The 22303-nt window shown below is 72.0% G+C and carries 19 protein-coding genes and 1 pseudogene; 15 read left to right on the top strand and 5 right to left on the bottom strand.

Annotation, left to right across the window (positions count from 1 at the left end; genetic code table 11):
- Window positions 1-70 precede the first annotated feature (70 nt).
- The 5 genes from OG737_RS17625 (at window position 71) to OG737_RS17605 (ending at window position 6669) form a co-directional block, all read left to right on the top strand.
- Complete coding sequence (locus tag OG737_RS17625) at window positions 71-2014, top strand: 2-oxoacid:acceptor oxidoreductase subunit alpha (protein ID WP_405678991.1); 1944 nt, start codon at window positions 71-73, stop codon at window positions 2012-2014.
- Window positions 2007-3074: a 2-oxoacid:ferredoxin oxidoreductase subunit beta gene (locus tag OG737_RS17620; protein WP_405678993.1), complete on the top strand. Its 1068-nt coding sequence runs from the start codon at window positions 2007-2009 to the stop codon at window positions 3072-3074. The genes OG737_RS17625 and OG737_RS17620 overlap by 8 nt, the downstream gene beginning before the upstream one ends.
- A 148-nt stretch (window positions 3075-3222) precedes the next feature.
- Entirely contained in the window at window positions 3223-4077 is an 855-nt protein-coding gene (locus tag OG737_RS17615; RefSeq protein WP_405678995.1) for an SDR family oxidoreductase, read from the top strand.
- A 115-nt stretch (window positions 4078-4192) separates the two neighbouring features.
- Window positions 4193-5137: an EamA family transporter RarD gene (rarD, locus tag OG737_RS17610; protein WP_328927108.1), complete on the top strand. Its 945-nt coding sequence runs from the start codon at window positions 4193-4195 to the stop codon at window positions 5135-5137.
- 212 nt (window positions 5138-5349) lie between these two features.
- Window positions 5350-6669 carry a M28 family peptidase gene (locus OG737_RS17605; protein ID WP_328927107.1) on the top strand — a complete coding sequence of 440 codons (1320 nt, stop codon included), beginning with the start codon at window positions 5350-5352 and terminating at the stop codon, window positions 6667-6669.
- On the opposite strand, the gene OG737_RS17600 is transcribed toward OG737_RS17605, so the two are convergent.
- The 4 genes from OG737_RS17600 to OG737_RS17585 all read right to left on the bottom strand — a co-directional run bounded on the left by OG737_RS17600 (window position 6659) and on the right by OG737_RS17585 (window position 9943).
- A complete protein-coding gene (locus OG737_RS17600; RefSeq protein ID WP_328927106.1) occupies window positions 6659-7066 on the bottom strand; it encodes a hypothetical protein in 408 nt (135 codons plus the stop codon). The genes OG737_RS17605 and OG737_RS17600 overlap by 11 nt on opposite strands.
- Complete coding sequence (locus tag OG737_RS17595) at window positions 7063-7266, bottom strand: ribbon-helix-helix domain-containing protein (protein ID WP_251055898.1); 204 nt, start codon at window positions 7264-7266, stop codon at window positions 7063-7065. Before OG737_RS17595 ends, OG737_RS17600 begins: the two co-directional genes overlap by 4 nt.
- A gap of 130 nt (window positions 7267-7396) precedes the next feature.
- Complete coding sequence (locus OG737_RS17590; RefSeq protein ID WP_328927105.1) at window positions 7397-8620, bottom strand: DUF2092 domain-containing protein; 1224 nt, start codon at window positions 8618-8620, stop codon at window positions 7397-7399.
- A gap of 312 nt (window positions 8621-8932) precedes the next feature.
- Window positions 8933-9943, bottom strand: coding sequence for a polyprenyl synthetase family protein (locus tag OG737_RS17585; protein WP_328927104.1), 1011 nt, complete (start codon window positions 9941-9943; stop codon window positions 8933-8935).
- Window positions 9944-10166: 223 nt separating this feature from the next.
- Here OG737_RS17585 and OG737_RS17580 point away from each other — a divergent pair.
- Both OG737_RS17580 and OG737_RS17575 read left to right on the top strand, forming a co-directional pair.
- A pseudogene (locus tag OG737_RS17580) lies at window positions 10167-10316 on the top strand (MFS transporter); the annotation flags it as partial.
- A gap of 20 nt (window positions 10317-10336) precedes the next feature.
- On the top strand, window positions 10337-12340 hold the full coding sequence (locus tag OG737_RS17575; protein WP_328927103.1) for a CocE/NonD family hydrolase: 2004 nt from the start codon (window positions 10337-10339) through the stop codon (window positions 12338-12340).
- A gap of 7 nt (window positions 12341-12347) precedes the next feature.
- Here the strand turns inward: OG737_RS17575 and OG737_RS17570 are convergent, their stop codons facing one another.
- Entirely contained in the window at window positions 12348-13154 is an 807-nt protein-coding gene (locus OG737_RS17570; protein WP_328927102.1) for an HAD family hydrolase, read from the bottom strand.
- A 141-nt stretch (window positions 13155-13295) separates the two neighbouring features.
- Here OG737_RS17570 and fahA point away from each other — a divergent pair, with 141 nt between their 5' ends.
- The 8 genes from fahA to OG737_RS17530 all read left to right on the top strand — a co-directional run bounded on the left by fahA (window position 13296) and on the right by OG737_RS17530 (window position 22213).
- Complete coding sequence (gene fahA / locus OG737_RS17565; RefSeq protein WP_405921745.1) at window positions 13296-14519, top strand: fumarylacetoacetase; 1224 nt, start codon at window positions 13296-13298, stop codon at window positions 14517-14519.
- 150 nt (window positions 14520-14669) lie between these two features.
- Complete coding sequence (locus OG737_RS17560; RefSeq protein WP_328927100.1) at window positions 14670-15440, top strand: GntR family transcriptional regulator; 771 nt, start codon at window positions 14670-14672, stop codon at window positions 15438-15440.
- Between the two features lie 32 nt (window positions 15441-15472).
- A complete protein-coding gene (locus OG737_RS17555; RefSeq protein WP_328927099.1) occupies window positions 15473-15700 on the top strand; it encodes a ferredoxin family protein in 228 nt (75 codons plus the stop codon).
- A 14-nt stretch (window positions 15701-15714) separates the two neighbouring features.
- A complete protein-coding gene (locus OG737_RS17550; protein WP_328927098.1) occupies window positions 15715-17067 on the top strand; it encodes an ABC transporter substrate-binding protein in 1353 nt (450 codons plus the stop codon).
- Window positions 17064-17972 carry an ABC transporter permease gene (locus OG737_RS17545; protein WP_328927097.1) on the top strand — a complete coding sequence of 303 codons (909 nt, stop codon included), beginning with the start codon at window positions 17064-17066 and terminating at the stop codon, window positions 17970-17972. The genes OG737_RS17550 and OG737_RS17545 overlap by 4 nt, the downstream gene beginning before the upstream one ends.
- Window positions 17969-18745, top strand: coding sequence for an ABC transporter ATP-binding protein (locus OG737_RS17540; RefSeq protein WP_328927096.1), 777 nt, complete (start codon window positions 17969-17971; stop codon window positions 18743-18745). The genes OG737_RS17545 and OG737_RS17540 overlap by 4 nt, the downstream gene beginning before the upstream one ends.
- 11 nt (window positions 18746-18756) lie before the next feature.
- The gene (locus tag OG737_RS17535) at window positions 18757-21477 is read left to right on the top strand and encodes a fumarate reductase/succinate dehydrogenase flavoprotein subunit (RefSeq protein ID WP_405921744.1); all 2721 of its coding nucleotides are present in this window, start codon (window positions 18757-18759) and stop codon (window positions 21475-21477) included.
- A 130-nt stretch (window positions 21478-21607) separates the two neighbouring features.
- Entirely contained in the window at window positions 21608-22213 is a 606-nt protein-coding gene (locus OG737_RS17530) for a hypothetical protein (RefSeq protein WP_328927094.1), read from the top strand.
- The last annotated feature ends 90 nt before the right edge of the window (window positions 22214-22303 follow it).

Genomic DNA, 22303 nt, shown 5'->3' with positions numbered 1-22303 from the left:
CGCCCCCGGAGCGCCGACCGACGTAGGGTTGGTTCTGGGGGTGCCCACGCCTCGAAGGAGGTCCAGTTCAGTGACCAGCCAGGTCAGTAGCCCGGCCGAGCAGGCCGACGGGGCTGGGGGTGCGGTTGTCGGTGGACAGCGCACCCCGGCGAGTCCGGGTGGCAAGGAAATCCGTCGGCTCGATCGTGTGATCATCAGATTCGCGGGCGACTCCGGTGACGGTATGCAGCTCACCGGTGACCGCTTCACCTCGGAGACGGCGTCGTTCGGCAACGATCTGTCCACGCTCCCGAACTTCCCCGCCGAGATCCGCGCCCCTGCCGGAACCCTGCCGGGCGTGTCGTCCTTCCAGCTGCATTTCGCGGACCACGACATCCTCACGCCCGGTGACGCGCCGAACGTGCTGGTCGCGATGAACCCGGCCGCCCTGAAGGCGAACATCGACGACGTTCCGCGCGGCGCGGAGATCATCATCAATACCGATGAGTTCACCAAGCGCCCCATGGCCAAGGTCGGCTACCACACCTCTCCGCTGGAGGACGGCTCCCTCGCCGCGTACAACCTCCACCCGGTCCCGCTGACCACCCTCACCGTCGAGGCGCTGAAGGACTTCGGGCTGTCCCGCAAGGAGGCCGAGCGCAGCAAGAACATGTTCGCGCTGGGCCTGCTGAGCTGGATGTACCACCGGCCGACGGAGGGTACGGAGAAGTTCCTGCGGCAGAAGTTCGCGAAGAAGCCGCAGATCGCGGAGGCGAACGTGGCCGCGTTCCGGGCGGGCTGGAACTTCGGGGAGACGACGGAGGACTTCGCGGTCTCCTACGAGGTCGCCCCCGCCAGCCAGGCCTTCCCGACCGGCACCTACCGCAACATCTCGGGGAACCTGGCCCTCTCCTACGGGCTGATCACCGCCGCCCAGCAGGCCGACCTGCCGCTCTACCTGGGCTCGTACCCGATCACCCCGGCCTCGGACATCCTGCACGAACTGTCGAAGCACAAGAACTTCGGCGTACGGACCTTCCAGGCCGAGGACGAGATCGCCGGCATCGGCGCCGCCCTCGGAGCCGCCTTCGGCGGGTCCCTGGGCGTGACCACCACCTCCGGCCCGGGTGTGGCGCTGAAGTCCGAGACGATCGGCCTGGCCGTCTCCCTGGAGCTGCCGCTGCTGATCGTGGACATCCAGCGCGGCGGGCCGTCCACGGGACTGCCCACCAAGACCGAGCAGGCCGACCTGCTGCAGGCGATGTACGGGCGCAACGGCGAGGCCCCCGTCCCCATCGTCGCGCCGCGCACCCCCGCGGACTGCTTCGACGCGGCGCTGGACGCGGCCCGGATCGCGCTCACCTACCGGACCCCGGTCTTCCTGCTCTCCGACGGCTACCTCGCCAACGGATCCGAGCCCTGGAAGATCCCCGACATCGCCGACCTGCCCGACCTCAAGGTCAAGTTCGCGACCGGGCCCAACCACGCCCTCGCCGACGGCACCGAGGCGTTCTGGCCCTACAAGCGCGACCCGGAAACCCTGGCCCGCCCGTGGGCGGTCCCCGGCACTCCGGGCCTCGAACACCGCATCGGCGGGATCGAGAAGCAGGACGGCACCGGCAACATCTCGTACGACCCGGCCAACCACGACCTCATGGTCCGCACCCGCCAGGCCAAGATCGACGGCATCGAGGTCCCCGACCTCGACGTCGACGACCCGGACGGCGGGCGCACCCTCGTCATCGGCTGGGGCTCCACGTACGGCCCGATCACCGCCGCGGTGCGCCGTCTGCGCGCGGCCGGACACCCCATCGCGCAGGCGCACCTGCGCCACCTCAACCCCTTCCCGGGGAATCTCGGAGAGGTCCTGAAGCGTTACGAGAAGGTAGTGGTGCCGGAGATGAACCTCGGGCAGCTCGCCACCCTGATCCGGGCGAAATACCTGGTCGACGCCCAGTCGTACAACCAGGTCAACGGAATGCCGTTCAAGGCGGAGCAGCTCGCGAAGGTTCTCGAGGAGGCCATCAATGACTGAGGTGACCGACGCCCCCACCCTGCTGTCGCTGGTGCCGAAGGCGGAGGCCGTGCAGTCGGCGAAGGACTTCAAGTCGGACCAGGAGGTCCGCTGGTGTCCCGGCTGCGGCGACTACGCCGTCCTCGCGGCCGTGCAGGGCTTCATGCCCGAGCTCGGCCTCGCGAAGGAGAACATCGTCTTCGTCTCGGGCATCGGCTGCTCCTCCCGCTTCCCGTACTACATGAACACCTACGGGATGCACTCCATCCACGGCCGCGCCCCGGCCATCGCCACCGGCCTGGCCACCTCGCGGCGCGACCTCTCCGTCTGGGTCGTGACGGGTGACGGCGACGCCCTCTCCATCGGCGGAAACCACCTGATCCACGCCCTGCGGCGGAACGTCAACCTCAAGATCCTGCTCTTCAACAACCGGATCTACGGTCTGACCAAGGGGCAGTACTCCCCCACCTCCGAGGTCGGCAAGATCACCAAGTCGACGCCGATGGGCTCCCTGGACGCGCCCTTCAACCCGGTGTCCCTGGCCATCGGCGCGGAGGCCTCCTTCGTGGCGCGGACGGTGGACAGCGACCGCAAGCACCTCACCGAGGTGCTGCGCGCGGCCGCCGACCACCAGGGCACGGCGCTGGTGGAGATCTACCAGAACTGCAACATCTTCAACGACGGGGCCTTCGACGCCCTGAAGGACAAGGACCAGGCGCAAGAGGCCGTGATCCCGCTGAGGCACGGGCAGCCGATCCGCTTCGGGACGGACGGGGACAAGGGCGTCGTCCGGGACCCCGCCACCGGCGACCTGCAGGTCGTCGCGGTCACTCCCGAGAACGAGGCGCGGATCCTGGTCCACGACGCGCACGGCACCAGCCCGACGACCGCTTTCGCACTGTCCCGCCTCGCCGACCCCGACACCCTGCACCACACGCCCATCGGTGTCTTCCGCGACGTCGAACGGCCCGTCTACGACACGCTCATGTCCGAGCAGCTCGACACGGCCATCGACCGCAACGGCAAGGGTGACCTCGCGACCCTGCTGACCGGCAACGACACCTGGACGGTCGTCGGCTGACCCAGGCCGGCGCCACCGCCCTCCCGCACGAAGCGAAGCCCGGATCTCCCAGGAGATCCGGGCTTCGGCGTACCCCCCGACAGCTAGCGCTTTCAAAAAGTTAGCGCTTCCCGTAGGGTGGCGGTACCGTCCAGCGAGGAGAGCACTCATGAGCATCGTCATCACCGGAGCCACCGGAGCCCTCGGCCGTCTCGTCGTCGAGGAACTGCTGGCCCGCGTCGACGCCGACCGCGTCGCCGTCGTCGTCCGCGACAAGGAGAAGGCCGCCGACCTGGCCGAGCGCGGGGTCGAGGTGCGCGTGGCCGACTACGACGACCGGGCCGCGCTGTCCGCCGCCTTCCGGGCCGGCGACCGGGTCCTGCTGATCTCCGGCAACGAGATCGGCCGCCGCGTCGCGCAGCACACCGCCGTACTGGAGGCCGCGCAGGCCGCGGGCGTGGCACAGCTCGCCTACACCGGCATCCTCGGCGGCCCCGAGGCCGACTTCGACCTGGCCGCCGAGCACCGGGCCACCGAGCAGGCCATCCTCGACTCCGGGATCCCGTACACCTTCCTGCGCAACGGCTGGTACCACGAGAACTACACCGGGAACCTGTCCACCGTCCTGGAGCACGGCGCGGTCGTCGGCAGCGCGGGCGAGGGCCGGGTCGCCTCCGCGGCGCGGGCCGACTACGCGGCCGCCGCGGCCGTGGTGCTCACCGGCGAGGGGCACCTGAACCGGGTCTACGAGCTCTCCGGCGACACCGCGTGGAGCCTGGCGGAGTACACGGCCGAGCTGTCGGCGCAGACCGGCAAGGAGATCGCGTACGCGCAGGTACCGGCGGCCGAGCACCTGTCGGTCCTCACCGGCGCCGGGGTCCCCGAGGGCTTCGCGGCGATCATCGTCGACGTGGACGCGGCGATCGCGCGCGGCCGGCTGGCGGGGACCAGCGGCGACCTGGCGCGACTGATCGGGCGCCCGACGACCCCGGTGGCCGAGGCGATCGCCGCCGCGCTGACCTGAGGCCGCCACGCAAGCCCCTGCCGATGTCATGAGTATCTCCCCGAAACGGGCATGACATCCGGCCCCTGCGGCGATACCGTCGTCAAGTTGGCTTGAAGTCGTACAGGAGGCCCCCGTGAAGGCGGAGAACGAGCAGCGCACGGGTTTGCTCTACGGATTCGGCGCATACGGGATGTGGGGACTCGTCCCCCTCTTCTGGCCGCTGCTCAAGCCTTCCGGGGCCGTCGAGATCCTCGCCCACCGCATGGTGTGGTCCCTGGCCGTGGTCGGGGTGGCCCTGCTCGCCCTGCGCCGCTGGGGCTGGGTGCGGGAGCTGCTCCGCCAGCCGCGCAAGCTCGGCCTGACCACGCTGGCCGCCTCGGTGATCAGCGTGAACTGGGGCCTGTACATCTGGGCCGTCAACAACGGCCAGGTCGTCGAGGCGAGCCTCGGCTACTTCATCAATCCCCTGGTCAGCATCGCGATCGGCGTCCTGGTCCTGGGTGAGCGGCTGCGCCGCGCACAGTGGGCGGCGGTCGGCATCAGCTTCATCGCCGTACTGGTGCTCGCCATCGGCTACGGGCGGCCGCCGTGGATCTCGCTGATCCTGGCCTTCTCCTTCGCGACGTACGGGCTGATCAAGAAGAAGCTCAACATGGGCGGGCTGGAATCGCTGACCGCCGAGACGGCCGTACTGTTCCTGCCCGCCCTCGGCTACCTGCTGTGGCTGGGCGCGCAGGGCCAGTCCAGCTTCGCCTCGCACGGCGTCGGGCACTCGCTCCTGCTGGCCGCGACCGGGCTGGTCACCGCGATCCCGCTGGTGTTCTTCGGGGCCGCGGCGATCCGGGTCCCGCTGTCCACCCTCGGGCTCCTCCAGTACATGGCCCCGGTCTTCCAGTTCGGGCTCGGCGTCCTCTACTTCCACGAGGCGATGCCGCCCGAGCGCTGGGCCGGATTCTCCCTGGTGTGGGCCGCCCTCGCCGTCCTGACCTGGGACGCGCTGCGTACGTCCCGGCGCTCCCGGGCAGCGCTCGCCATGGCGCCGGCCCCCGCCGTGACACCGGCGCACGAGCCCGCGTAGGACTCCCGGCAGCGCCCACTCAGCTCCCACGATCCCCGGTACGGAAACCCCGTACCGGGGATCGTCCGTTTTCCGAACTCCCCTGACCGAAATCTGGTCTTGACGGACAGTCATACTCTCGCTGAACATCAGGCTCGCACAGACGCACTATCGCTCACCTGCTCTATACCGCCAGTTCCGTCAAATCCCCGCGGAATCCCCGGAGCCCCCACATGAGCCTGTCCGTCTCCCGGCGCCTTGCTGCCGTGACCGCGTTCGCGGTCGCCGGCCTGTTCGCCGCCACCACTCCTGCCGCGCTCGCCGCCCCCACGGCGGCCGCCGCGGCACCGACACCGCCCGACATCCCGCTGGCCAACGTCAAGGCCCACCTCACGCAGCTCTCCACCATCGCCGCCAACAACGGCGGCAACCGCGCCCACGGCCGGACCGGCTACAAGGCCTCGATCGACTACGTGAAGGCCAAGCTCGACGCGGCCGGCTTCACCACCACCCTGCAGACCTTCACCTCCAGCGGCGCCACGGGCTACAACCTGATAGCCGACTGGCCGGGCGGCGACCCCAACTCGGTCCTGATGTCCGGCTCGCACCTGGACTCGGTGACCGCCGGCGCCGGCATCAACGACAACGGCTCCGGTTCCGCGGCCGTCCTGGAGACCGCGCTCGCCGTCTCCCGTGCGGGCCTGCAGCCGACGAAGCACCTGCGTTTCGGCTGGTGGGGCGCGGAGGAGCTGGGCCTGATCGGCTCGAAGTACTACGTCAACAACCTGCCGGCCGCCGAGAAGGCGAAGATCTCCGGCTACCTGAACTTCGACATGATCGGCTCGCCGAACCCGGGCTACTTCGTCTACGACGACGACCCGACCATCGAGCAGACCTTCAAGAACTACTACGCCGGCCTCGGCATCCCGACCGAGATCGAGACCGAGGGCGACGGCCGCTCCGACCACGCCCCCTTCAAGAGCGCGGGCATCCCGGTCGGCGGCCTGTTCTCCGGCGCCGACTACACCAAGACGGCGGCCCAGGCACAGAAGTGGGGCGGCACCTCCGGTCAGGCCTTCGACCGCTGCTACCACTCCTCCTGCGACTCGCTGACGAACATCAACGACACCGCACTGGACCGCAACGCCGACGCGATCGCCTACGCGGTCTGGACCCTCGGGGCGGCCACGCCGGTCCCGCCGGGCCCGTCCTTCGAGAACACGGCGGACGTGTCCGTCCCGGACTCCCCCGCCGCCGCGGTGACCTCGCCGATCACGGTGTCCGGCGTCACCGGCAACGCGCCCGCTACCACCAAGGTCGACGTGAACATCGTCCACACCTACCGCGGTGACCTGGTGATCGACCTGCTCGCGCCCGACGGGACGGCCTACCGGCTGAAGAACTCCTCCAGCTCGGACTCGGCCGACAACGTCATCGCCTCGTACACGGTCAACGCGTCGAGCGAGGTCGCCAACGGGATCTGGAAGCTCCAGGTCAAGGACGTGGCCGGGCAGGACGTCGGCTACATCAACAGCTGGAAGATCACTTTCTGACCGTCGCGTCGGGCAGCTGCGGGTCCTGGATACGGGCCCGCAGCTCCTCGGCGACCGCCCCGATGTCCGCGCGGCCGAGCTTCGCCGCCTCGACCAGATCGCCGAGCTCCTCCGGCGAGGGCAGCTGCTTGGCCCCGGCCACGCGCAGGTACGAGCGGGTCGCGGCGGCGGCGTAGAACTCGTTCATCGGGGATTCCAGCGCCGGGCACACGGCAAGCGTGTGCAGGAACGCGGCGGCCCGCCACGCGGTGTCCGGGGCGGGCTGCTCGGGCACCAGGACGAGGTCGTTCTGGTGCCGGGCGACCGCGGCGGCCACCCCGGAGGGGTCCCACACGGCGGGATCGGACGGGAGATGGTGGGCCAGAGCGGTCCAGGCCCACTCCATGGTGATCTTCAATTGCCGAACCGCTCCTGGAAGTAGCCCCAGTGGTCCGCGAACTCCTCTATGCCCGACAGGAAGTTCTTCCGGTCGTCGTCGAGTTCGCGTTCCGTGACCTCGGTGATCAGCGCGGTGACCGTCGTTCCCAGCGCCGCCGCGCGCGCCTTGAGGCGCTCGTGGAACTCTTCGTCCAGGCGGATGGTGACGTGTCTCGACATGCACACCACCGTACAGCGGGCCCGCTGTACGCAGGAGGGGAACGACGGAAGGGTGGCCCGGGACACAGGTCCCGGGCCACCCTTCCGTCGTCGGCCGCTACTTCACGGCTGCCTCACGACTGCCCCACGGCTACTTCGCGGCGTTCGCCGTCTTCACCAGCTGGTCCTTGGTGACCGCGCCGACGTAGACCTTGCCGTCGTCCGTGATCAGGGCGTTGACCACGCGGGTGGAGAATATCCGGCCCTCTCCGAACTTCCCGCTGGCCTTGTCCCCGAGGGAGCTCATGAACTGCTTGGCCTCCTTGGGCGCGTCCTTGTTGTTCTCCAGATCCTTCAGGCTCCGGCCCGCCCCGGTGTCGATCTGCGCGACGGTGGCCCAGCCCTCGCCGAGGACCTTCGTCTCGCCCTTGCCGTTCGCACCGCCGGTCAGGGCGTCCAGACCCGGGAAGGACTCCAGGGCCTTCCAGTGCTTGTCTCCCTCGGCCTTGCCCTCACCGCGGCCGTGCCCGTCCGAACCCTCGGTCACCTTGGCGCCCTTGGGCGCGGTGAAGTTGAAGGTGTCGGCCGACGGCTTGGCGAAGTCCACCTTGGTGAAGCCTGCGTCCACGATCGGCTTGCCGCCCTGCGAGGAGAGCAGCTGCACGCGCAGCGGCACGCCGTTCTTGGCGTCGACCGCGATCTGGATCGCGCCGATCGTGGATCCGGCCTGCTTGGGCTTGAGCACCAGCTGGTAGGCGTCGCGCCCGGCCACCTGCGCCGTGTCGCCGACGCCGACGTCCGTGGTGGGGCCCGCGGCCTTCAGGACCTCCTCGGCCAGCTGCTGGGGCGAGGTGGCGAGCCGGTCGGCCGCCTTCTTGTGGTCGGCGGCGCCGCCGTCCTTGCCGGCCTCGGGGGCCGCCTTCTCGTGGAAGACCTCGTTCGACTTGGAGTCGTAGCCCCACACGTCGTTGCCGTTGTGGATGAGGCTGTACTCGTCCTTGCCGTCCAGGAAGGTCAGCTTCTGGCGGTCCGGGCCGTCGGCCGCGACGCGGAAGGTGTGCGTCCCGTTCGCCAGCTGCGCGACCTTGTCCTCGGGAGCGGCGGAGCCCCCCGTGACACCCGCGCCGCCGAGCAGACCGCTCGCGATCTTCGGCAGGCCCAGGTCGGTGGTGATCCGGGCGGTGCCGGACAGCTCCTGTACGTCGGAAGCCGCGATCTTCTCGATGAGCTGCTGCGCCGTCACCTTCGGAAGGTCGGGTCCGCCGGCGGTGGCGAAGGCCGGGACCATCGCTACGGTCGCCGCGGCCACACCCGCCACCGCGACCGGTACGGCGTACCGGGCGACCTTGCGAGAAGTCTTCGTGTTCGCTGCCATTTCAGTGCCCTGCCCTCTGTGTCGACGGCGGCGACCCCCGTGTCACCGCGCTCACCCGATCTGGTGGGGTTGATGACTCCATCTGACCAAAAGGGGGGCGCCGCGGCGTCAGCCCCCGGACGCAAGTGTGTGTACGCCCGTGGGATGACACACGAAGGCCCCTCCTCCTACGACCCGTAGGGGTCGACAGGACGGAAGGGCCCGTTCCGCTACTGCGCGCGCCAGGGGTGCCGCCGGGCGGCCGTTCGGGTGCTGTCCCGCCCGGCGCCGTCCCGCGCGGTGCTATCCCGCGCGGTGCTATCCCGCGCGGTGCTATCCCGCCCGGTGCACCACCGCGTCGCACAGTTCCTCCAGCGCCGACTTCGCGGAGCACTCCTTCAGCGGCGCCAGCATGGCCCGCGCGTCCTCGGCGTAGCGGACGGTGTCGCGGCGGGCCTGCTCCAGCGCGGGGTGCGCGCGGAGCCGGGTCAGCACCTCGGCGTGTCGGGCGTCGTCCGTCAGGTCGCCGTCCAGGAGGCTCACGAGTTCCAGGTCGTCCGGGTTGCCGTCGCGGGCCGCCATCTCGCGCAGCCGCAGCACGGGCAGGGTCGGGATGCCCTCGCGCAGGTCGGTGCCCGGGGTCTTGCCGGACTCGTGCGCGTCGGAGGCGATGTCGAGGACGTCGTCGGCCAGCTGGAAGGCCAGGCCCAGCCGCTCGCCGTACTGCGTGAGGATGTCGACGGCCATGTCGTCGGCGCCGGACATCATCGCGCCGAAGCGGCAGGAGACGGCGACGAGCGAGCTGGTCTTCCCGGCCATGACGTCGAGGTAGTGGGCGATCGGGTCGCGGCCGTCGCGCGGGCCGGCCGTCTCCAGGATCTGACCCGTCACCAGCCGCTCGAAGGCCTCGGCCTGGATGCGGACGGCCTCCGGCCCGAGGTCGGCCAGGATGTGCGAGGCGCGGGCGAACAGGAAGTCACCCGTCAGGACGGCCACCGAGTTGCCCCAGCGGGTGTTCGCGCTGTCCACCCCGCGGCGTACGTCCGCCTCGTCCATGACGTCGTCGTGGTAGAGCGTCGCCAGGTGCGTGAGCTCCACCACGACGGCGGAGGGCACGATCCCGGGCGCGTACGGATCGCCGAAACGGGAGGCGAGCATCACGAGCAGCGGCCGGAAGCGCTTGCCTCCGGCCCGCACCAGATGCTGTGCGGCCTCGGTGATGAAGGGGACTTCGCTCTTGGTGGCCTCCAGCAGACCCGCCTCGACGGCGGCCAGTCCGGCCTGGACATCGGTCTCAAGAGCCTGGTCCCGCACGCTCAGTCCGAACGGCCCGACGACGGTCACGAGGGGTACTCCTGTCTGCTGACGATCACGTTGACGATCACCTGGATTGTCGATGTGTCGCTGCCATCACTCAAGCCAGCGTATCGGGTCTGTTTTCGATCACCGAGAGCGCCTGTCCGGACGCCACCCGCGCACCGCCCGAACTGCACAGGTATGTTCTTGGTGAGCCGAATCAACCGGAGAATACGTTTTGCCCAGAACTGTCACCGATATAGAGGAACCCGCAGCCTCGGTCTCGGCGGCGTACGGGACCATGGTCTACCCCGTCTCCCCCGCCGGCGGGTGGCTCGCCGACCGCATCCCCGGTTCGTACCGGGCCGCGCTCCGGGGCGGCCTCCTGCGGCGCCCTGGCCGCGGCGCGCCATGCACCCCGTTCACTAAGGCGGTTCGCGCATGATCATCCGTACCGACTTCCCGTACGGGACCACCCGCGAGGACGTCCGGATCCCGATGCCCGACGGCGTCGAGCTCTACGCCCGCGTCTGGCGCCCCGTCACCGACGAGCCCGTTCCGGCGCTGCTGGAGTACCTCCCGTACCGGCTCACCGACTGGACCGCGCCGCGCGACTGGCAGCGCCACCCCTGGTACGCGGGGCACGGCTACGCCTCGGTGCGCGTGGACGTACGCGGCCACGGGTGCAGCGGCGGCCGCCCCGGCGACGAGTACGACGCCCGCGAGCTGGCCGACGGGGTCGCGGTGGTGGAGTGGCTGGCGGCGCAGCCGTGGTGCACGGGGGCGGTGGGGATGTTCGGCATCTCCTGGGGCGGCTTCAACGGCCTGCAGATCGCCGCGCTCGCGCCCGAGGCCCTCAAGGCGGTCGTCACCGTCTGCTCGACCGACGACCGGTACGACAACGACGTGCACTACGCGGGCGGCTCGGTACTGGCGGTCGACATGCACGCGTGGGCGGCCACCATGCTGGCCTTCGCCTCCCGCCCGCCGGACCCCCAGTTCGTCGGCGACGGCTGGCGGGAGCAGTGGCTGGAACGCCTGGAGGGCGTCGAACCGCTGATCCACACCTGGCTCTCGCACCAGACCCGCGACGGCTACTGGCGCCACGGCAGCGTCTGCGAGGACTACTCGGCCATCCGGGCGGCGGTCCTCGCGGTGGGCGGCTGGCACGACCCCTACCGGGACACGGTCCTGCGCCTGGTCTCCGCCCTCCCCGCGTCCCGGGTACGGGGCCTGATCGGCCCGTGGTCCCACCAGTACCCGGACCGCGGGCTGCCGCCGGGCCCGGCCATCGGCTTCCTCCAGGAGACCCTGCGCTGGTGGGACCACTGGCTGAAGGGCGAGGACAACGACGTGATGGACGAGCCGCTGCTCCGCGCGTGGATCGGCGACACGCACCCGCCCGCGACGGTGTACGACGAACTCCCGGGCCGCTGGGTCGGCGAGAAGTCCTGGCCCTCGGCCTCGGTCATCCCGGTCCCGTACGGGCTCCAGGGCGCGCCGGTGGCCGTCGCCTCCCCGCAGCACACCGGGATGGACGCGGGCCGGTTCTTCCCGTTCGGCAACGACGCCGACCTGCCGCCGGACCAGCGGGAGGAGGACGCGAAGTCGGCCTGCTTCGAGTTCCCGGTGGCGGCGGGGGAGCCGGTGGAGATCCTCGGCCGGCCCTCGGTGACCCTGCGGCTGCACCTGGACGTGCCGTACGGGCAGGTCGTGGCCCGGCTGTGTGACGTGGCCCCGGACGGCTCCTCGACGCTGGTCACGCGGGGCGTGCTGAACCTCTCCGCCCGCCGGGGCCGGGAGCAGGCCGTGCCGTGGCCGGTGGGCTCGTACGAGGACGTCACCTTCGAACTGAACGGCATCGGCCACGCCTTCCCGCCGGGGCACCGCATCCGCCTCGCGGTGTCCTCGGCGTACTGGCCGTGGATCTGGCCGCGGGCCGGCTCCGAGGCGGGCTGGACCCTGGACCCTGCGGGCAGCGCGCTGACCCTCCCGGTGCGGGCCGCGTCGCCCGGCGGGGAGGGGATCGTCTTCGAGGCGCCGGAGCAGGCGGAGCCGCTGGGAGTGGCGTACCCGGCCACGCTGGACGAGCCGCGGCCGGAACGGCTGGTCGTACGGGACGTCGCGCGCGGGACCTGGCGGCTGGAGGTGGACCCGCGGTACGGGGGCACCCGCGTGTACCCGGACGGCCTGGAGTACGGCGAGGACGCGCTGGAGGTGTACGAGATCCAGGACGCCGACCCGCTGTCCGCCCGGACACGGTCGGACTGGCGGATCCGGCTCCACCGGCCGGAACTGGGCTGGGACGCGCGGATCGAGACCCGGTCGGAGATCAGTTGCGACGAGGGCGGCTTCCTGACGTCGAACGAGGTGGTGTGCCGGGAGGGCGACGAGGTGGTCTTCCACCGGACGTGGGAACGCCGCCTTCCGCGCGCAGCGGGCTGACCGGCCGTCAGCCGAACAGCCGCTCGAGCACCACCGCGATGCCGTCGTCCTCGTTCGAAAGGGTGACCTCGTCGGCGACGGCCACCAGCTCCCGGTGGGAGTTGGCCATGGCCACCCCGTGGGCGGACCAGGCGAACATCGGGACGTCGTTCGGCATGTCCCCGAACGCGATCGTCGCCGACGCGGGCAGCCCCAGGACCTCCGCCGCCCGCGCGAGGCCGGTGGCCTTGTCGATGCCCGGCGGCTGGAGTTCCACCGTGTGCTCCCCCGCCATGGTCACGTTCACCAGGTCGCCGACCACCGACCGGGCCACGCGCGTCAGCTCGTCGTCGTCCAGCCGGGGGTGCTGGAGCAGCACCTTGTTGATCGGGGCCGGCCACAGGTCCGACCGCCTCGGCACCCGCACCGTCGGCAGATGGGGGTGCCACATCCGGTAGCCCGGCCCTATCAGCATCTCCGCGTCCACCCCCTCCTGGTTGACCGCCGCGTAGACCTCGCCGATCTCCGCCTCGATCTTGCCGAGGGCCACCTCGGCCAGCCCCCGGTCCATGCAAACGGAGTGCAGCAGGCGCCCGCGCGCCGCGTCGTACACCTGCGCGCCCTGCCCGCACACCGCGAGCCCCGTATATCCAAGGCCGTCCAGGACGTGCCGTACCTGCGGGACCGGGCGGCCGGTGACGATGATGTGCTGGGCGCCGGCCGCGCGGGCCGTCGCGAGTGCCGCGGACGAACGGGCGGAGACGGCGTCCCCGGCGCGCAGCAGAGTCCCGTCCAGGTCGGTGGCGATCAAGGCATAGGGGAGGGCGGAAGTCACGGCGTCAAGGATACGGACCCTGTTGGACAAGTCCTACAAATACTCCCCGAATCCGGCCTCCCGAAGCCCCCACCAGCCACGTACCGTGTCAACAAGCCCCCGGGACACCCCCGGACCGCGTCGAAAGCGAGGCAGCACCCCATGCCCCAGCAGAGCCCCCTCGATGTACCCGAGGGCGACCCGTTCGGGCCGCACAACCTCCCCTACGGCGTCTTCTCGACCGCCGGGGAGAGCCGGCGCCGGATCGGTGTGCGGATCGGCGGACACGTGCTCGACGCGGGGGCGGCCGCGGCCGCGCTCGGTTCCCCGTACGCCGGGCTGCTCGGGCAGTCCTCCCTCAACCCGCTGCTCGCCGCCGGCCGCACCGCCTGGCGCGACGTGCGCCGCGCGCTGACCGCCTGGGTCACCGACCCCGGGCACCGGCCCACGGTGGAGCCGCACCTGCTGCCGCTGGACGAGGTCGAGCTGCACCTGCCGTACGAGGTCGCCGACTACGTCGACTTCTACGCGAGCGAGCACCACGCCACCAACGTCGGCATGATGTTCCGCCCGGACGGGGACGCGCTGACCCCCAACTGGAAGCACCTGCCCATCGGTTACCACGGCCGCTCCGGCACGATCGTGGTCTCCGGGACCGACGTCGTACGGCCCAGGGGGCAGCGCAAGGCGCCCACCGACCCGGCGCCCGTCTTCGGCCCGTCCGTCAAGCTCGACATCGAGGCCGAGGTCGGCTTCGTCGTCGGCACCCCCTCCGAGCTGGGCAGCCCGGTGGCACTGGGCGAGTTCGAGGACCACGTCTTCGGGCTCTTCCTCCTCAACGACTGGTCGGCGCGCGACATCCAGGCCTGGGAGTACGTGCCGCTCGGCCCCTTCCTCGGCAAGTCCTTCGCCACCTCCGTCTCCGCCTGGGTGACCCCGCTGGAGGCCCTGGACGCGGCCCGCGTCGCCCCGCCCGCCCGGGACTTCCCGCTGCTGCCCTACCTCGACGACTCCGCCGTCGAGGTCCCCGGCGGCTTCGACCTGCGCATCACCGTGTCCATCAACGGGCAGGAGGTGGCGCAGCCGCCGTTCGCGTCGATGTACTGGACCGCCGCCCAGCAGCTCGCGCACATGACCGTCAACGGCGCCTCCCTGCGCACCGGCGACGTCTACGGCTCCGGCACCGTCAGCGGCCCCGAGACGGGCCAGCGCGGCTCGCTGCTGGAGCTGACCTGGAACGGGCGCGACGCGATCGAGCTCGCCGACGGCAAGCGGACCTTCCTGGAGGACGGGGACACCGTCACCCTCACCGCCTGGGCTCCGGGCACGGACGGTACGCGCGTGGGCCTCGGCGAGGTCACCGGCCGCATTGTGGGATCCCGCTAGTCCGGATCCCGGGACGAACGGCTTCGGCGCGGTGGCGTATCTTCTCCCCGCCCCGCCGAAGCCGCAGGTCAGAGCCGTGTGAAGACGCCGCCCGGTGGCGCAACACTGCGGCAACACCATCACCGCCCCACCCCCGGTACGTTCCCTGCCATGCCAGCCGAACGCACCGTCACGCACACCGTCCCGGTCGCCGCCGCGCGCCGTCGGCGACTGCGCGCGGACCAGGCGCGACAGCTAGCCGACCTGCTGCGCCACCAGATCCTTGCGGGCGGCTACCCCGGCGGGGTCCTCCCCCTGGAGGACACCCTCGCCGCCGACTACGGCGCCGGCCGCAACACCGTCCGCCAGGCCCTCGACCTGCTGCGCGGCGAGCAGCTGGTGGAACGCCGGCCCGGCGTCGGCACGGTCGTCGTCTGCGAGAAGTACCCGCACGGCCTGGACCGCCTCCAGGGGCTCGCCGAGACCCTGCACGAGCACGGCCGGGTGACGAACGAGGTCCGCACCGTCGGCCCCGTGCGTGCTCCCGCCCCGGTCGCCGGCCGCCTGGGCCTGCCCGAGCACGAGGACGTGCTCTACATCGAGCGGCTGCGCCGCCTGAACGGGCTGCCGCTCTCCCTCGACCTCACCTACGTCCCGATGGACATCGGCGCCGGACTGCTGGGCTGCGACCTGGAGAACACCGACGTCTTCCGGCTCCTGGAACAGCTGACCGGGCAGCCGCTCGGCCACGCCGAGATCACCCTTGAGGCCGTCAACGCCGACGCGCACTCCGCCGCCGTCCTCCAGGCCCCGCGCGGGGCCGCCGTCCTGATGCTGGAACGCCTCACCCACCTGGGCGACGGCCGCCCCGTGGACCTGGAGTTCATCCGCTTCCGCGGCGACCGCATCACCATGAGCGGCCTGCTGCGCCGCTCCCTCTGAACCTCTGCGTACCCACCTTCCTGGAGACAGCCATGCCTCTGGTCCCCCAGCGCGGCGACGTGCCCGTGACCATCGACGAGTCCCTGTGCATCGACGGCTGCACCCTCTGCGTCGACATGTGTCCGCTCGACTCGCTCGCGATCCGCGAGGACAACGGCACGGCGTACATGCACGTGGACGAGTGCTGGTACTGCGGCCCGTGCGCCGCCCGCTGTCCCACCGGCGCGGTCACCGTCAACATGCCCTACCTGCTCCGGTGAAAGGTTCCGTTCCCATGCGTGCCATCCCCTCGAAGGCGCTCGCGCCCGCGCTCGTCCTGCTCCTCGCCCCGCTCGCCACCGCCTGCGGCGACGCGTCCGGGGCGTCCGGCCCGAAGACGGTCACCGTGACCGTCGGCTACCAGTCCAAGACCATCAACACCGTCACCGCCGGCACCCTGCTGCGCTCCCTCGGCTACTTCGAGCAGGAGCTCGCGGCGCGCGGCAAGAAGGACGGGGTCACGTACAAGGTGGACTGGCAGGACTACGCCACCGGCGCCCCGATCACCGCCCAGATGACCGCCGGGAAGATCGACATCGGCTCGATGGGCGACTTCCCGCTGCTGATCAACGCGGTGCGCGGCCGGGAGCTGAAGCAGCCCACCCGCCTCGTGGCAGTGACCGGCTACAACCTGCGCGGCGGCCTCAACACCGTGGTCACCGCGCCGGATTCGAAGCTGGAGTCCCTCACCGACCTGCGCGGCAAGAAGGTGTCGACCAGCGTCGGCTCCGCGGCCGACGGCACCCTCGTACGGGCCCTGCAGCGCGCCGGGATCGACCCTACGAGCGGCATCGAGAAGCTCAACCAACAGCCCAGCGTGGGCGCTTCGGCGCTCCAGGCGGGCAGCGTCGACGCGCTGTCGCAGTTCGTGGCGTGGCCGGGGCAGCTGGCCTACGAGGGGCGGGCGAAGGCCTTGTACGACGGCGCCGAGCTGAACGTGCCGACCTTCCACGGAGTCACCGTCCGGGAGAAGTTCGCGCGCGAGCGGGCCGGCGTACTGGAGGACTTCCTGCGGGCGCAGCGCAAGGCGACCGACCACCTGCGCGCGGAGCCGGTCGCGGCCGCCGAGTCGGTGGCCAAGGAGACCGGCCTGCCGGCGGAGGTCGTGTACCTCTACAACGGTGCCAACGGCATCGCGACCTTCGACCCGGCCCTGCGCCCGGAGCTGGTCGAGGCGCTGAAGGCGGACGTGCCGGTGCTGAAGGACGCCAAGCTGGTCGGCGACGTGGACGTGGACGGCTTCCTGGACCCGGAGCCGCTGAAGCGGGCGGTGGCCGGCGCGCCCGAGTACCCGCAGGCGACGGCCGCCCGTCCCGAGCTGTGGCTCAAGGGGCAGGCCCGTACGCAGAGCTTCGCCACCCCGCGCGAGCTGCTGAAGGCCGCGCGCGGCGCGGACGTCCGGGCGGCGTACGTACCGGACGCGGTGACGGGCACCCTCTGGTTCGCCGACAAGGCGGTGTGGGTCGCGGAGGGGCCGGAGCTGCGCGCCTTCGTCACGGGCGCGGGCGCGACGTCGTACGTCGACCGGCACAGGGGATCCGGGGCGCGGATCGTGAGCTTCGCCGAAGCCGGAGCCCTGGCGTCATGACGGGCGGGCGCAGGCTGCTGCGGGCGGCTTCGCTCGGCGCGGCGCTCCTGCTGTGGCAGGGGCTGACCGCCCTCGACGTGAACCTGTGGCTGCGCTTCGAGCAGTTCCCGACGGTGGGCGAGGTGGCGGCGACGTTCGCGGAGCGGGCCGGGGCCGCGGCCTACTGGCAGGACCTGGGCTTCAGCCTGCGCCGGATCGTGGCGGGCTTCGCGCTCGCCGCGGTCCTGGGGGTGGCGGTGGGCACGGCGGTCGCCCGGTCACGGATCGCGGAGGACGTGGTGGGCCCGCTGCTGGAGGTGCTGCGGCCGATCCCGGCCATCGCGCTGGTGCCCGTGGCGATCCTGCTGTTCCCCTCGAACGAGCAGGGGATCGTCTTCATCACCTTCGCCGCCGCCTTCTTCCCCGTCCTGGTCTCGACGCGGCACGCGGTGCGGGCACTGACACCGGTGTGGGAGGAGGCCGTCCTGACGATGGGCGGCGGCCGGGGGCGGGTGCTGTTCTCGGTGGTCCTGCCGGGTGCCCTGCCGGGCATCTTCGGCGGACTGTCGGTCGGCATCGGCGTCTCGTGGATCTGCGTGATCTCGGCGGAGATGATCTCGGGCGAGTACGGGGTCGGCTACCGGACCTGGCAGGACTACACGGTGGTCGACTACCCCGGCGTCTTCGTCGGCATGGTCACCATCGGCGTGCTGGGCTGGCTGACGTCCACGGCGGTGGAGCGGGCGGGCCGCCGTCTGACGCGCTGGCTCCCCTCGCGCGCCTCCTCCGGCCCCGCACCGTCCTCCACCGCCCGGAGCCGGGCGGGGCGGGGCCCGAAGAGCCCGTCCCTGAGGCCGTCCGGCGCAGCCGTCCCGGTTTCCGGGCCGGACTCCTTCCCGAAGCGGACCCGAGAGGTGGCCCGATGAGCCTGACCCAGGCCGATGCACGGACCGGTACCGGCGGCGTGGCGCACGCCGGCCCGCCCGGGGCCCGGCTCGTCCTGAGCGGGGTGCGGCTGGGGCACCGCGGGAACGTGGTGCTCGACGAGGTCGACCTGACGGTCGAACCCGGCGAGGTGCTGGCCGTCGTGGGACCGTCCGGATGCGGGAAGTCCACGCTGCTGCGGACCCTGGCCGGGCTGCTGCCGCCGCTCGGCGGCACGGTCGAGCAGGACGGCGCCCCGGTCACGGGCCCGGACGCCGACCGGGCCCTGGTCTTCCAGGACGACGCCCTGCTGCCCTGGCGGACCGTCCGGGCCAACGTCGAACTCCCCCTGGCCATCGGCAGGTCCGCCGGGCGGCTGCCGCGCGCCGAGCGGCGGCGGACCGCCGAGGAGTGGCTGGAGCGCGTGGGCCTGGCCGGGCACGCGCACAAGCTCCCGCACCAGCTCAGCGGCGGTCAGCGCCAGCGCGTGCAGCTGGCCCGCGCCCTCGTCGCGCGCCCGCGCGCCGTCCTCATGGACGAACCCTTCGGCGCGCTCGACGCGCAGACCCGCGCCGAGATGCAGGACCTCCTCGTCGACGTCCTCGCGGGCACCGGGGCGACCGTCGTCTTCGTCACCCACGACGTGGACGAGGCGCTCTTCCTCGGCGACCGCGTCGCGCTCCCGGCCACCGGCGAGGTGCTGGACGTGCCCCGGCCGCGCACCCGGGCCGCCGACCACGCCGCACTGCGCCGGCAGATCATCAACTCACTCTGAAGGGCCGCACCATGGACATCCCCGCGATCCGCGACGCCGAGGAACTCTCCTGCGACGTCCTCGTCATCGGCGGCGGTACCGCCGGCACGATGGCGGCGCTCACCGCCGCCGAGCGCGGCGCGCGGGTCCTGCTCCTGGAGAAGGCCCACGTACGCCACTCCGGCGCCCTCGCCATGGGCATGGACGGGGTCAACAACGCCGTCGTCCCCGGCCGGGCCGAGCCCGACGACTACGTCGCCGAGATCACCCGCGCCAACGACGGGATCGTCGACCAGTCCACGGTCCGCCAGACCGCCACCCGCGGGTTCGCGATGGTGCGGCGCCTGGAGTCGTACGGGGTGAAGTTCGAGAAGGACGAGCACGGCGAGTACGCCGTCCGCCAGGTCCACCGCTCCGGCTCCTACGTCCTGCCGATGCCGGAGGGCAAGGACGTCAAGAAGGTCCTCTACCGGCAGCTGCGGCGCCGCGAGATGCGCGAGCGGATCCGGATCGAGAACCGGGTGATGCCGGTACGGGTCCTCACCTCGCCCGAGGACGGCCGGGCGATCGGCGCGGCCGCCTTCAACACCCGTACCGGCGGTTTCGTCACCGTCCGCGCGGGGGCGGTGATCCTGGCGACGGGCCCGTGCGGGCGCCTGGGACTGCCGGCCTCCGGATACCTCTACGGCACGTACGAGAACCCGACCAACGCGGGCGACGGCTACGCCATGGCGTACCACGCGGGCGCCGCGCTGACCGGGATCGAGTGCTTCCAGATCAATCCGCTGATCAAGGACTACAACGGGCCGGCGTGCGCGTACGTCGCCAACCCCTTCGGCGGCTACCAGGTCAACCGGCACGGCGAGCGCTTCGTGGACTCCGACTACTGGTCGGGGCAGATGATGTCGGAGTTCGCGGCCGAACTCGCCTCGGACCGGGGGCCGGTGTACCTGAAGCTGAGCCACCTCCCGGAGGAGTCGGTGGCCTCCCTCGAATCGATCCTGCACACGACGGAGCGGCCGACGCGCGGCACCTTCCACGCGGGGCGCGGCCACGACTACCGCACGCACGACATCGAGATGCACATCTCGGAGATCGGGCTGTGCGGGGGCCACTCCGCCTCCGGGGTCCGCGTCGACGACCACGCACGCACCACGGTCCCGCGCCTGTACGCGGCCGGTGACCTGGCCTCCGTACCGCACAACTACATGATCGGGGCGTTCGTATTCGGCGACCTGGCGGGCGCGGACGCCGCCCGGTACACCGCGTACGAGGGGGAGCTGCCGGCGCGGCAGCTGGCGGAGGCGCACGAGCTGGTCTACCGGCCGCTGCGCAACCCGGACGGGCCGCCGCAGCCGCAGGTGGAGTACAAGCTGCGGCGGTTCGTGAACGACTACGTGGCGCCGCCGAAGTCGGGCGCGAAGCTGTCGCTCGCCGTGGAGGCCTTCGACCGCATGACCGGCGAGATCGCGCAGATGGGCGCGAGCACCGCGCACGAGCTGATGCGGTGTGCGGAGGTGTCCTTCATCCGGGACTGCGCGGAGATGGCGGCCCGGTCCTCGCTGGCCCGGACGGAGTCCCGCTGGGGCCTCTACCACGAGCGGCTCGACCATCCGGAGCGGGACGACGCGGGCTGGCTGCACCATCTGGACCTGCGCAAGTCGGCCTCGGGGGCGATGGAGTTCACCGCCCGGCCGGTGGAGCCGTACCTGGTGCCGGTGGACGGGTTCGCCCCGGCGGGCGGCCCCGAACGGCACCTCGGCGAGGTCGAACTGGTCCCGGTGGCGACGGCCGGCCCGCGCCGGACGCCTCCGGCGGCGCGTACGGCGGCGCCTCCCGCCCCGGAGGAGCCCGCGGCCGCCGGTCCCGCCCGCGCCGCCGGACCCTCCCCGCGGATCCTCGAACTGCTCGCCCTCGCCGAGGAGTCGCCCGACCTGCCCGCCCTGTTCCCCTACCTCGGCGACCCCGACCCGGCGGTCCGGGCCGCCGCCGTGGCCGCGCTCGGGGAAACGGTCCCGGCGGGGGCCGGGCCCGCGCTGGCGCTCCGGCTCGCGGACACGGACCGCGGCGTACGGGCGGCCGCGGCGGGCGCGCTGCGGGAGCTGGTGGAGGTCCTGCCGGGCGATCCCGGTCTGGCGGCCGGGTTGCGGGCGGCCCTGGCGGTGGGCGACCCGGCGGTGCGCTCGGCCGCGCTGGAGGTCCTGCGGGCGCTGCGCCTCGGCGACGCGGAGCTGTACGCGGCCGCGCTGGCCGACGCCGAGGTGGACGTACGGATCCACGCGGTGCGGGGGCTGGTGTCCGTGGACGCGGCGGCGGAGCTGGCCGGGGCCGCCGGGGACCCGGCCCGTGAAGTCCGGGTCGCCGTCGCCAAGGGCCTGGCCGCGGTCCGCGATCCGGCACCGGCGCCGCTGGACCCGCTGCTCTCGGATGCCGACCCGCTGGTGCGGGGTGCGGCGCTGGGCGCGCTGGCCTCGGTCGGCTGCCCGGACGGGTACGCCCGTACCGCGGTGGCGGCTCTGGACGACACGGCCTGGCAGGTCCGCGCGGGGGCGGCGGCCGGGCTGTCGGCGGCCGTCGCGGAGGCGGCCGTGCCGGCTCTGGCCAAGGCCCTGGTCGACGCCAACGCGGACGTCCGGAAGGCGGCGGTGTTGTCCCTGCTGGCCCACCGGGCCTCCGGGGAGGCCCGGGCCGCGCTCGCCACGGCGGTCGGCGACCCCGACGCGGACGTCCGGGCGTACGCGGCCCGCGCCTAGGGCTTCGGATCGTGCCGGGCCCCCGTTCGGAGGCGCGCCGCGTGCGGCGGAGGGTGGGGGCCGGGATGGTGGACGGACGAATGGAAGCGGGAACCCGTACCCCGTACCCCCATCACGAGGAGCCGCAGCCATGACCGTGCGCACCCTGAAGACCGTCCTGACCTGCGCGGCCGCCGTGTCGCTCGGCCTGGGCGCCGTGGCCCCGGCCCACGGGGTCGAGGGGCCCGCGCCCGACCCGCACGACCGCAAGGCCATGAGGGACATGGCGACGGCGATCGCGGTGACGGCCAGGTACACGGACGAGCGGGAGGCCCTCAAGGACGGGTACGTCCCGCACGGCCATGAGTGCATGACCAACCCGTTCGGGGTGGGCGCCATGGGCTACCACTACGTCAAGCAGGCCAACTGGGGTTCGATGGACCCCAGCAGGCCGACGGCGCTCCTCTACAGCACGGCGAAGGACCGCAACGGCCGTCGCATGCTCCAGACCGTGGAATGGATGTCCACCGACGGGGACCAGGACCTGAAGACCACCGACGACAGGCCGAGCATGTTCGGGCTGCCTTTCGACGGACCCATGCCGGGCCACTGGGCGGGCATGCCCAAGCACTACGACCTGCACCTGTGGGCGTACAAGAAGAACCCGGCCGGCCGTTTCCACAACTGGAACCCCGCGCTGACCTGCCCGGGCAAGGCCGCTGCCCCGGCGAAGCCCGGGCACGCGCACGGCCACTAGGCCGCGCCGCCCTGCCGGGTCAAGTGCCATGCGCATATGGCTCACTCATGAGGACGGTGTTCCGCGGATCCCCGGCGATACGCTGGTCGC

The organism is Streptomyces sp. NBC_00122 (assembly GCF_045160845.1).
Taxonomy (GTDB): Bacteria; Actinomycetota; Actinomycetes; order Streptomycetales; family Streptomycetaceae; genus Streptomyces.
This window is presented reverse-complemented; position numbering and strand designations above follow the sequence as displayed.

Bases quoted from the DNA above. Each gene is read 5' to 3' on its own strand.
- OG737_RS17620 (WP_405678993.1), top strand. From the start codon at position 2,007: ATGACTGAGGTGACCGACGCCCCCACCCTGCTGTCGCTGGTGCCGAAG.
- OG737_RS17615 (WP_405678995.1), top strand. From the start codon at position 3,223: ATGAGCATCGTCATCACCGGAGCCACCGGAGCCCTCGGCCGTCTCGTC.
- OG737_RS17605 (WP_328927107.1), top strand. From the start codon at position 5,350: ATGAGCCTGTCCGTCTCCCGGCGCCTTGCTGCCGTGACCGCGTTCGCG.
- OG737_RS17595 (WP_251055898.1), bottom strand. From the start codon at position 7,266: ATGTCGAGACACGTCACCATCCGCCTGGACGAAGAGTTCCACGAGCGC.
- OG737_RS17590 (WP_328927105.1), bottom strand. From the start codon at position 8,620: ATGGCAGCGAACACGAAGACTTCTCGCAAGGTCGCCCGGTACGCCGTA.
- OG737_RS17575 (WP_328927103.1), top strand. From the start codon at position 10,337: ATGATCATCCGTACCGACTTCCCGTACGGGACCACCCGCGAGGACGTC.
- fahA (WP_405921745.1), top strand. From the start codon at position 13,296: ATGCCCCAGCAGAGCCCCCTCGATGTACCCGAGGGCGACCCGTTCGGG.
- OG737_RS17560 (WP_328927100.1), top strand. From the start codon at position 14,670: ATGCCAGCCGAACGCACCGTCACGCACACCGTCCCGGTCGCCGCCGCG.
- OG737_RS17555 (WP_328927099.1), top strand. From the start codon at position 15,473: ATGCCTCTGGTCCCCCAGCGCGGCGACGTGCCCGTGACCATCGACGAG.
- OG737_RS17550 (WP_328927098.1), top strand. From the start codon at position 15,715: ATGCGTGCCATCCCCTCGAAGGCGCTCGCGCCCGCGCTCGTCCTGCTC.
- OG737_RS17545 (WP_328927097.1), top strand. From the start codon at position 17,064: ATGACGGGCGGGCGCAGGCTGCTGCGGGCGGCTTCGCTCGGCGCGGCG.
- OG737_RS17540 (WP_328927096.1), top strand. From the start codon at position 17,969: ATGAGCCTGACCCAGGCCGATGCACGGACCGGTACCGGCGGCGTGGCG.
- OG737_RS17535 (WP_405921744.1), top strand. From the start codon at position 18,757: ATGGACATCCCCGCGATCCGCGACGCCGAGGAACTCTCCTGCGACGTC.
- OG737_RS17530 (WP_328927094.1), top strand. From the start codon at position 21,608: ATGACCGTGCGCACCCTGAAGACCGTCCTGACCTGCGCGGCCGCCGTG.